This is a genomic window from Mesorhizobium sp. BHbdii (genome assembly GCF_053848045.1).
Window position 1 is genome coordinate 1 of the sequence record NZ_JBSPKX010000040.1, and the last position, 894, is coordinate 894.

1 protein-coding gene is annotated in these 894 nt (G+C 60.3%); it reads right to left on the reverse strand.

The genetic code is table 11. From position 1 onward, the window contains the following. Positions 1-39: 39 nt before the first annotated feature. The gene (locus ACWTU8_RS31655; protein ID WP_455851230.1) at positions 40-789 is read right to left on the reverse strand and encodes a helix-turn-helix transcriptional regulator; all 750 of its coding nucleotides are present in this window, start codon (positions 787-789) and stop codon (positions 40-42) included. Positions 790-894: the final 105 nt, after the last annotated feature.

An 894-nucleotide genomic window follows, 5' to 3' on the forward strand; every position in this document is an offset into this window, starting at 1 on the left:
TTATCGCCAACCGGTGCGGCATCACGCGATTGCGTGAGGCTAGCTGATCAGCCCCAGGCGAAAAGCTTTCGCGACAGCATGCACGTTGTTTGTCACGCCGAGCCTCTCGCGCACCGTTCGCAGATGCGTATCTGCCGTGTTGCGGCTGATGTTCAGGCGGTCAGCGATCTTGTCCACCGTGAGGCCCTCGGCGGCCCAGCGCAGGACGTCCTGTTGTCGGGGCGACAGACGTACCGGTTTGGAGGCACTTTTTCCATCTGCAAGAATGGCCGCGCAACCGAAGGCGCAAGCGGCGACGAACTGAAAGGCGAGGCGGTCGTGCGGATCCGGCTCGAGCTTCTCCCCGGCAACAGAAAATCCGACCGCCTGTCCGTTCAATGTCGCAAACGGAATCGTGAAGCCGTCGCGTAGCTTAAACTCCGATGCCTCCGCCAAGACCCGCCGGCCGAAGGAACAAACCGTGGCAACTTGATCGATTTCGCTCCACCGGAAGGGCGTGGCCCCACGCTTTACAAGCTGAATGGTAGGGTCGCGATAAAGATAGCCTTTGGAGAAATAGCGCTCCGACCATTGTTGTGGCCAGGCGTCAAGCAGGACATGCGAAATCTGCTCGCGCCGCAGCGCACGAGGCGGCGGGATCGGTCCCGCAAGCACGTTTCTGGCGCCAAACCGCGCGGCATAGGAAATCAGGTGGCGACAGATTTCCTGCTGGCTTGAGCTCTTGCGGATCTGATTAAGGAACTCGAACGTGTCATCGAGGTGCCGACGCCAAAGCGCAGGTGCTTCCATAACGCATTGCTTCCATGATGGTGGTTGTTTGCCGCTCGGCTGGGATTGAGGGCATCAAGCTTCTCGCATCGGTGCCGGCCGGGTGCTGGCCGAAAACTGTCCTCG